Source organism: Mycobacterium genavense ATCC 51234 (genome assembly GCF_000526915.1).
Classification (GTDB): Bacteria; Actinomycetota; Actinomycetes; order Mycobacteriales; family Mycobacteriaceae; genus Mycobacterium; species Mycobacterium genavense.
Genome location: NZ_JAGZ01000002.1, coordinates 312,667 through 322,060 on the forward strand (window position 1 = coordinate 312,667; position 9,394 = coordinate 322,060).

At 67.7% G+C, this 9,394-nt stretch carries 4 protein-coding genes, 3 pseudogenes and 1 riboswitch; of the genes and pseudogenes, 1 reads left to right on the forward strand and 6 read right to left on the reverse strand.

Translation table 11 applies throughout. The features are described 5' to 3' along the window. Positions 1-89: 89 nt before the first annotated feature. Positions 90-1,078 (forward strand): annotated as a pseudogene (locus T428_RS33155) (hypothetical protein). Between the two features lie 9 nt (positions 1,079-1,087). Here the strand turns inward: T428_RS33155 and T428_RS35655 are convergent. The 6 genes and pseudogenes from T428_RS35655 to T428_RS0106220 all read right to left on the reverse strand — a co-directional run bounded on the left by T428_RS35655 (position 1,088) and on the right by T428_RS0106220 (position 9,361). After that, positions 1,088-2,308, reverse strand: a pseudogene (locus tag T428_RS35655) (peptidoglycan DD-metalloendopeptidase family protein). A gap of 111 nt (positions 2,309-2,419) precedes the next feature. Then, positions 2,420-3,280 (reverse strand): hypothetical protein, encoded by an 861-nt coding sequence (locus T428_RS0106200; RefSeq protein WP_025735780.1) that lies wholly within the window; start codon positions 3,278-3,280, stop codon positions 2,420-2,422. A gap of 106 nt (positions 3,281-3,386) precedes the next feature. Beyond that, the gene (gene ileS, locus T428_RS0106205) at positions 3,387-6,512 is read right to left on the reverse strand and encodes an isoleucine--tRNA ligase (RefSeq protein ID WP_025735781.1); all 3,126 of its coding nucleotides are present in this window, start codon (positions 6,510-6,512) and stop codon (positions 3,387-3,389) included. Positions 6,513-6,794: 282 nt separating this feature from the next. Next, entirely contained in the window at positions 6,795-7,031 is a 237-nt protein-coding gene (locus tag T428_RS0106210; protein ID WP_025735782.1) for an Rv1535 family protein, read from the reverse strand. Between the two features lie 277 nt (positions 7,032-7,308). Further along, a riboswitch (M-box (ykoK) riboswitch) is annotated at positions 7,309-7,478 on the reverse strand. A 155-nt stretch (positions 7,479-7,633) separates the two neighbouring features. Further along, a pseudogene (locus T428_RS26105) lies at positions 7,634-8,756 on the reverse strand (NAD(P)H-dependent flavin oxidoreductase). A 35-nt stretch (positions 8,757-8,791) separates the two neighbouring features. Continuing rightward, entirely contained in the window at positions 8,792-9,361 is a 570-nt protein-coding gene (locus tag T428_RS0106220; protein ID WP_025735783.1) for a carboxymuconolactone decarboxylase family protein, read from the reverse strand. Positions 9,362-9,394: the final 33 nt, after the last annotated feature.

The following is a 9,394-nucleotide window of genomic DNA, read 5'->3' on the forward strand; positions in this document are numbered from 1 at the left end:
GGTGAAGTGGGCGATTATCGGCCGTTGTTGGCGGTACGTTGTGAATCGCCCAATGAGCGCCCCGCTTTCGAAGGAACAGGGAGCACCACGTGTGTTCGTCCCATGTCGGGTCCGCCGCGATCGACACATCCGAGCTGCGCCGGCAGGTCGCGGTGTGGTCTGCGCACCCCGCGCTGGCGGAGCTGGTCGAATTGTTCGGCGGCGCCGTTCCCGACGGACTGAGCCTGCGCGACCGGTTGGCGTTTCTCGACGAGTTCAGCGACGCATGGGACTATCGTGGCCGGGCCCGCGCGGCCGCCGCGGAACGACTCAGCAGTCAGGACGCCGCGGGGGCCGCCAGGTGGCTGATCCCCCGGTTGACGCTGCCCGCCGAACAGCTGGACAGGATCGCCGCGGCGACGGCCGCGCTGGGCGTGACGAACGAAACCACGCCCGCGGGAACGGATTTCGATTACGTCCTGGTGATCGGTAGCGCCCGATACACCAACCTGCTGCGTGCTCGCTACGCGCGTGAGATGGCCGGCGGCCGGTGCATCGGCCATGTGGTGCTGGCCGCGGCGTCGCGGCCGGTGCTCAACTCCGAGCAGGACGCCATCGACACGTGCGCACCGGGTGCCCGCACCGAATTCGAGCTGATGACCGCCGGGGCGGCCGACGCATTCGGGCTCGACACCCGCGATCTGATGGAGCACACCCGCCGGCGGGCCGGCCGGCCGCAGGGCGACGAGACGGTGTGGCGCTTCGCGCCGGACAGCAACGAGCTGGGCGTGCCGATCACGCTGCTCGAGACGCCGTCGCCCGACCCGGACCGGCGCAGGGCGAACTCCGCGGACACCTACACCTTCGCCGCGCGGACGGTCGGCATGGCCGGTTCGTCCTGCCTGATGGGGACCGGCCAGCCGTCGGCCTTTACCTGCATTTCGAGGCGCTGCGCTCGCTGGCCGTGCCGTTCGGGATAGGGGTGGAATCGGCAAGTTTCGGTGTCGAGCGGTACAACAGGCTCGGCGACAGGGACGAACAGCATCACGCCAAGGTGCTGCAGGAGGTCCGCTCGGCGATCCGATCCGCCGTGGGCTAATCGAACAGCTCACTCCGTGATGGTGCACGGCGACGAGGCCGGGAACGTGCCCGACACCGGTCGCGGGCGCCCCGCCGGAGGCCACGGTTGCAGCCCCAGGTTGCCCAGATAGCGCACCGGACTGGTGTGTTCGCCGTCGACGCGGACCTCGAAATGCAAGAAGCCGTCCCGGGATTGGGGCTCGGGGCCCAGTGCGCCGAGCCGTGCTCCCGCGGCCACCCGGTCGTCGACCGCGATGCGGAGTTCGTCGCCCGGGCGGAACACGTAGACGGTGTCGAGGTCGCCGCGTGAGACGGTCACCGATCGAAGCCCGCTGTCGTCGAGATCGTGTGCGGCCGAGACGATTCCAGATGTCACCGCGTGAATCGGGGTGCCGGGGTCCGCGGCGAAGTCGACGCCGGGGTGAAACGCCGCGGCCCGGCGCCCATAGCCGGAGCCGATCGCCAGGCTGTCCCGGTCGATGGGTAGCCGGGCCCCCGGCTCGGTCGGGTCGAAATCGCCCCGCACCCGGCGCCGATAGTCGGCGTTGAGCAGGTCGATCTCCTCGTAGGCGTAGCCGAACAGCAGGGCGCGGTCGTAGGGCACGCCGTAGTTCATCTCGGCGTCCGGATCGATCTTGCGGTAGTGCTCGACCTTGCCGATCCGTTCGGCCAGGGTGGCCCACCCGGTGTGGTGTAACCGGATCTCGTTCACCAGGCCGATGCCGCCGTGCTCGGTGATGTTGGCGGGCCAGTGCGGGTTGTGGATCACCCGGGTGCCGGCGCGCAGCCCGGGGCGCTAGCGCCAGAACGGCCCGCGCACCGATTCCGCCGTGCCCATCACCGGGATCATCTCCGGGTAGTCCGGGTCGTTCCAGGCCGGGATCATCGGGCACATCAGCGCCGCGACATCGTCGGGCGTGCTCGCCAGCACCTCGCGGATGTCGGCGTCGGCCTCGACGATCTGGTCGGAGTCGATCATCACGATCCAGTCTGGCCGGCAGAAATCGGCCATCCGGTACAGCAATTCCAATCCGGGTGGTTCGGGGGTCAGCCACGGCGTGCGCGGCAGGTCGGAGCGGGCCCGCACCAGGTTGGTCACCGACGGGTGCCGGCGCAGGATCTCCGCGCTGGCGTCGGTGCTGCGGTCGTCGATCGCGTAGATGTCGTCGCACCAGCCGGACAGCGCGTCCAGGACCCGAGGCAACACGTCCGCACCGTTGTGCACCCGAAATACGCCCAGAATCCGCAACTACGCCTCCTCTGCCGGTGTCTGCTAACGGACGCTACCGCTAACGCTCCGCGAGACTGCAAGTAGCGACGCCGCCTCTCGGAAAATGCGTCAGCGCTTACAGTCTCGCGGTCACAACGGGCAGCCCGCAGCCAGCAATGCACTTCGGGCTCGGTCGACGAGCACGTCTGGCCGGTGACGCAGCAGATCAGCACTGACCCGCACCAGGCGCCATCTCCTCCGCTCCAGTTCGACCGTGCGGTCGATGTCGTTGGCACGGATGCGCGCATCGGTCCAGTGCTGAGCCCCGTCGTATTCAACGCCGACGAGCCATTCCTCCCAGCCCATGTCGATGCGCGCCACCACCGAGCCCCAGTGGTTGCGCATCACGATCTGGGTCTGCGGCCTCGGTAAGCCGCCGTTGATCAGCACGAGCCTGGTCCTGCTCTCCTGCGGCGACTCCGCGTCCGCATCGATGAGAGGCAAAACCCGTCGCAGCTGCCTCAGGCCGCGTGCCCCGCGGTGATCGTCGATGACGGGATAGACATCGGCCGCGGCGATGCCGGTGGCCCGCGCCAGCGAGTCGATCCGGATGACCGCGGCTTGCAGTCCGGGGCGCCGACCGAGATCGAACGCAGTGCGGGCGGGCGACGTCACGGGCACCCCGTCCACTTCCGCCGTCTCGCCCGCCAGCAACGTGTCGTTCCGGGTGATGATCAACGTCGGCGGGCGAGTGCGCCCGCACACCAATTCCGCCGGCGAGAGAGCATCGATCCACTCAGCGCCCAGTAGCGCGGCAGCCGAAACACCGGCCACCACCGCTTCTTTCCCCGACCATAGCCACGCGGCCACCGCCCGATCCCGCGCGGTCAGTGCGCTGCCCCGCCGTTGGTAGACGTTGCGGTAGATCCGCTGGCACGAGCGCCGCAGCTCGCGCTGTGTCCACGCTCCTGCGCGAACCGCGTCAGTTCCGACAAAGTGCTCCGAGGTCACCCGGGCAGCGTGCCACGCCAGACCGACATGCCGCGAGACTGCAAGTAGCGACGGCGCCTCTCGGGAAATGCGTCGCGGAATACAGTTTCGCGATTGGAGGCCAGGCTCAGGCTTTGGCGATGCTCACTCGCACGCCGTCGCCGATCTCGGCGCCGTCGGCGGGATCGCCGAATTCGAAGCTGGTCGCCAGGATTTCGCCGGCGATCAGCTCGCGGTGCGCGCTCGCCCAGCCGGCCCGTTCGGTGGGTACCGCCATCACCACCCGGATGCGATCCGACACGTCGAGCCCGGTCGACTTGCGCAACTCCTGCAGCTCGCGGATGCGGTCCTTGGCCCAGCCCTCGGCCTCCAGCTCAGCGGTGACGGTGCCGTCCAGCACGACCAGCCCGGCTCCCCCGGGCAATGCGGCGGTGAACTCGGGGTCGGCGGCCACCAGCCGCGAGCTGTACTCCTCGGGCTGCAGCACCGCGGGGCCCGCGGTCAGGGTGCCGTCGGGATTGACGACGCCCTCGCCGGCCTTGACGGCCTTGATCGCGGCCTGCACGTCCTTGCCCAGCCGCGGTCCGGCGACCCGGGCGTTGACGGTGAGCTCGAAGCGGCCGTAGGTGTCGATCGCGTCGGTCAGCTCCACGCTCTTGACGTTGAGCTCGTCGGCGATCAGGTCGGTGAACGGCACCAGCTGTTGCGGATCCTCCACGGCCACAGTCAGTTTCGGTAGCGGAAGCCGGACTCGTAATTTCTTGGCCTTGCGCAGCGACGAGCCGGCCGAGCACACCTCGCGCACCCGGTCCATCGCGGCGACCAGGCTGGCATCGTGGGGCACCACGTCGGCGTGCGGCCAGTCCGTCAGGTGCACGGACCGCTCGGCGGTCAGGCCTCGCCATATGATCTCGGTGATCAACGGCAGCAGCGGGGCGGCCAGTCGGGCGGTCACCTCCAGCACGGTGTGCAGGGTGTCGATCGTGTCGGCGTCTTCCTCCCAGAACCGCGAACGAGACCGTCGCACATACCAATTCGTCAAAGCCTCGGTGAACTGGCGCAGCTGCTCGCAGGCCCCGGAGATGTCACAGATCTCCAGCGAGCCGGTGAGCTCGTCGCGCAGCACGGCCAGCTTCGCCAGGATGTAGCGGTCCAGCACGTTGCTCGAATCCACGCGCCAGGTCCCGACTTTCGGCGCGTACAGCGCGAGGAAGCTGTAGGCGTTCCACAGCGGCAGCAACACCTGGCGCACGCCTTCGCGGATGCCCTGCTCGGTGACGATCAGGTTGCCGCCGCGCAGGATCGGCGAGACCATCAGGAACCAGCGCATCGCGTCGGAGCCGTCGCGGTCGAACACCTCGGAGACATCCGGGTAGTTGCGCAGCGACTTGCTCATCTTCTGCCCGTCGGATCCGAGCACAATACCGTGTGCCACACAGGTTTTGAAGGCGGGCCGGTCGAACAGCGCGGTGGCCAGCACGTGCAGCGTGTAGAACCAGCCGCGGGTCTGCCCGATGTATTCGACGATGAAGTCACCGGGGTAGTGACCGTCGAACCAGTCCGCGTTCTCGAACGGGAAGTGCACCTGCGCATACGGCATCGAGCCCGAGTCGAACCACACGTCCAGGACGTCGGGGATGCGCCGCATCATCGAACGCCCGCTCGGGTCGTCCGGGTTGGGCCGGGTCAGCTCGTCGATGAAGGGCCGGTGCAAATTGGTGGGCCGCACCCCGAAGTCGCGTTCCAGCTCGTCGAGACTGCCGTAGACGTCGATGCGTGGGTAGGCCGGGTCGTCGGACTTCCACACCGGAATCGGGGTGCCCCAGTAGCGGTTTCGCGAGATCGACCAGTCGCGGGCGCCCTGCAGCCACTTGCCGAACTGGCCGTCCTTGACGTGTTCGGGATACCAGGTGATCTGCTGGTTGAGCTCCACCATGCGATCCCGGAATTCGGTGACCGTGACGAACCACGACGAAACCGCCCGGTAGATCAACGGGTTGCGGCATCGCCAACAGTGCGGGTAGGAGTGTTCGTGGGTTTCGTGGCGGATCAGGATCGGCTGGTTCACCGCCGCCGGCCCGCTCTGGCTTTTCAGGTCGCGGATGATCTGCGGGTTGGCGTCAAAGACGTGCTGCCCCCGGTAATCCGGGACGGTGACGTCGAAGCGGCCCTTGGAGTCGACCGGGGTGACCGGCGCGATGCCGCCCGCATCGCAAACCGCCATGTCGTCCTCGCCGTAGGCCGGTGCCATGTGCACGATCCCGGTGCCGTCGTCGGTGGTGACGAAATCCCCGGGCAGCACGACGAATGCGTTGGCGGTGTCCATGAAGTACGGGAACGGCGGCAGGTAGCGCGTGCCCAGTAACTCCGCGCCGCGATACCTGCCCAGCACCTCGGGCTCTTCCCCGAACTCGCGGGCGTAGGCGGCCAGCCTGGGCTCGGCCAGCACGAAACGATGGTCGCCCGACCGGATCTGCACGTAGCTGATTTCCGGGTTGACGGCGACGGCCAGGTTGGACGGCAGCGTCCACGGCGTGGTCGTCCACACCAGCAGATGGGCGCCGTCGAGTTCGCCGCCGACCACCTTGAAGCCCACCGTGACGGCCGGGTCCTGGCGGCTTTGGTAGACGTCGTCGTCCATCCGCAATTCGTGGTTGGACAGCGGGGTTTCGTCGCGCCAGCAGTACGGCAGCACGCGGTAGCCCTCGTAGGCCAGGCCCTTGTCCCACAGCTGTTTGAACGCCCAGATCACCGACTCCATGTAGGGCAGGTCGAGTGTCTTGTAGTCGTTGTCGAAGTCGACCCAGCGCGCCTGGCGGGTGACGTAGGCCTGCCATTCGTCGGTGTAGCGCAACACCGATTCCCGGCAGGCATCGTTGAATGCGGCGATGCCCATGTCGTCGATCTGCGATTTGTCGGTGATGCCCAGCTGTCGTTCGACTTCGAGTTCGGCCGGCAGCCCGTGGGTGTCCCAGCCGAAGCGACGGTCCACCTTGTAGCCGCGCATCGTGCGATACCGCGGAACGATGTCTTTCACGTAGCCGGTGAGCAGATGCCCGTAGTGCGGCAGCCCGTTGGCGAAAGGTGGCCCGTCGTAGAACACGTACTCGTCGGCGCCGTCGCGGCGGGAGATGCTGGCCCGGAAGGTGTCGTCGCGAGTCCAGTAGTCGAGGACCTCGAGTTCCAGCGCCGGGAAGTCGGGGGCTCCCCCGGCGAGCTTGGGATAAGCCCTGGCGTCAGCATTTTCGGTCACGGTGCGCGTCGTCTCCTGCGTGCCTACGGTCAGGCCGGGGACGAGGCCGCGCAACCTGCGCGAGCACCGCGGTACCACCCCGCTTGCCACGCTCACGCGCGGCCGCTCGATTCGGGCTGTGACGGGCCTACCCGTTCGGTTCTACTGGGCTGTGAGGCTGTTCTTCCGAAGGCTCCCCGGTGATGGCCGGATCAACGCCGCTTTACTCTACCGCGAGACTGCAACTGCCCACGCAAACGCCGAGTGACGACGTCGGCAGATGCAGTCTCGCGGTAGGCAAGCTCACGCCCGGACCTCGAGCACACCGGCGCGCAGCAGGGCCGCGTACACGTGGCGCACCGGGTAGGTCAGCAGGATCGCGACGCCGTCGACGATCGGGTCGTGGCCGAGGCCGAACGGCAGGGCGCTGGCGGGCCGGGCGTTCTTCTTGGGCGCGGGGGCCTTGGTAATGTCGGGCACGACACGCAGGTTGCGGGCGGGCGCTACGGCAACGACTTCGTCGAAGAGTACTGCGGTCATGATCGTCTCCTAACGGAATTGCAAAACGGGTACGTGATTGGACTGAGACGTCCCGACCCGTCCGGGTTCCGATCCGAAAACGCTTGAGCACTAAGCTGATTCGTTAGCTCGAGGCGTCGGGCCGGAGGTCGGCTTGGGACGGAGCGTGTCCGGATATCCATCCGGACTGCCACTGGAACTCATACGTCCCTCACCTCCTCTACGGCTACGACGCGCGCGGTTACCGCGTCTATTTGCCCGCACCACAAGGAGTTCAGAATCCGGCGACCGCCGGAAATCCGCACCCCTCTCGTCAGAGCTTTGGCACCACACGACGTGTCCGGAACTCCGGAAGCCACTTTGGCTCAACCCTTAAGCCGGGAGGAGCTGTCCTGACCCGGGGCGTCTTTCGACGTTCGGGGTCAGTGGCCTGTGTTCGTGTAGCCGCCTCACCTAACGAGGTGCTTCCGCAATACTCCACCAGGGCCCCGACCCGGTCAATGTGATCTGGCGTGTATTGCGCAACTTTTAGGCGTCTTCACAGCTTTCGATCAGCTGTAACGCCCCTGACCAGGCTAAACACCGCGCTGTGGCATCGTTCACATCTAGGGAAAACGCGACAGTTAGTTGTCCGCTAAGTTTTCCAGCCGTCCGATGGTGTCGACGAACTCCTCGATCATGTCGAGCACGACCGAACGGGTCGGCCGCACCCGGTCGAGCGAGCCGACCACCTGGCCGACGAAATAGGTTGCCAGTTCGCGTGCCTTGGCGCCGGGATGGGCGGCGGCCTGATTGATGCGCAGCTGCGGTTCGGTGACCAGGGTGGTCTGCAACGGCATTCCGAGCGAGGCCGGGTTTTCCGGCCGCTCCCATTCGTCGGTCCAGGCCGTCCGCAGCATCCGGGCCGGCTTGTCCGTCATCGACCGCGAGCGCACCGTGTCGGAGGAACTGGCGGCCAGGAACTTCTCCTTGACCACCGGGTCGGTCTCGGCTTCCTCGGTGGTCAGCCACTCCGAGCCACACCACACGCCCTCGGCGCCCAGGGCCAGGGCCGCCGCGATCTGGCGGCCGCGGGCGATGCCGCCGGCCGCCAGCACCGGAACCGGTGCGACGGCGTCGACGACTTCGGGCACCAGCACCATGGTCGCCACCTCGCCGGTGTGGCCGCCCGCCTCGGTGCCCTGCGCGACGATCAGGTCGACACCGGCCGCGGCGTGCCGTCGCGCGTGCGCGGTGGTCCCGGCCAGCGCGGCCACCAACACATCGTGTTTGTGGGCGCGTTCGACGAGGTCGGCCGGCGGCGGCCCGAGCGCACTGGCGATCAACCGAATGTGGTGTGTGAAGGCCACTTCCAGTAGCGGCTCGTAGCCCTTGGGCGAGATGTTCAGGCTCCCGACGGATGGGCGCGGGGGTTCGGCGGGCGCCGTGATGCCGTAGCGGGCGAGCAGGTCTTCGACGAACGCGCGGTGCTCCTCGGGCAGTAGATCCCTGACGTGCTTGGCCTCGATGCCGCCCTGCTCGGCGCCGACGTATTTCGGTGGCAGCAGCAGGTCGACCCCGTAGGGTTTGCCGCCGGTCTCCTCGATCCAGGTCAGCTCGTTGCGCAGCCGTTGCGGGCTGTGTGCGACGGCGCCGAGCACCCCGAATCCGCCCGCGTTGGTGACCGCGGCGACGACGTCACGACAGTGGCTGAAGGCGCAATATCGGGAACTCCACACCGAGCAGCTCGGCGACCCTGGTCCGCATTCCTCGACGCTAAGAGGTATCGGCTGACATGGCAATCAACCCGCGGGCGCACGCCCGTCGGGCGGCCAGCCCGTCACACCGTCCTCCAACGGGACCTCGAGACTCTTCAGTATCGACGAGACCATGCGCCACGCGCTGATCGCGGTCACGAGCTCGACGAGAATCGTTTTGTCGCTTCGTAATTCGCGCTCACAGGCGGCCCAGCTCGGCGTGCTGACCGCGCCGTCGCGCACCACGTCGTCGGTGACGGCCAGCACCGCGCGCTCGGCGGGCCCGAACCCGTCGTGCCGTTGCCAGTCGCGCACCCCGAGCAGGTCCTCGGCGGTGACACCCAGCGCAGTGGCGACCCGCCAATGCTGCGTCCACTCGTATTCGCATGCGGTGAGCCAACCGATCCGCATGATCACCAGCTCCCGCAGCCGCGCGTCCAACGAACCGTGCCACAGCATGGTCGCGAGCAGGTCGTCGACCGCGCGCGCTAGCGGCGGATGGTTCAGCAACACCTGGAAGATGCTGAGCTCGGCCATGTAGTCGGGTACGGTCGCTTCGTCGGCGGCGGCCTTGGCCTCGCCGAGCGGCAGTCCGGGTACGCGGGCGGTTGTCATCGCGTGGGCACTCCGATCAACTGGCGGAACGAC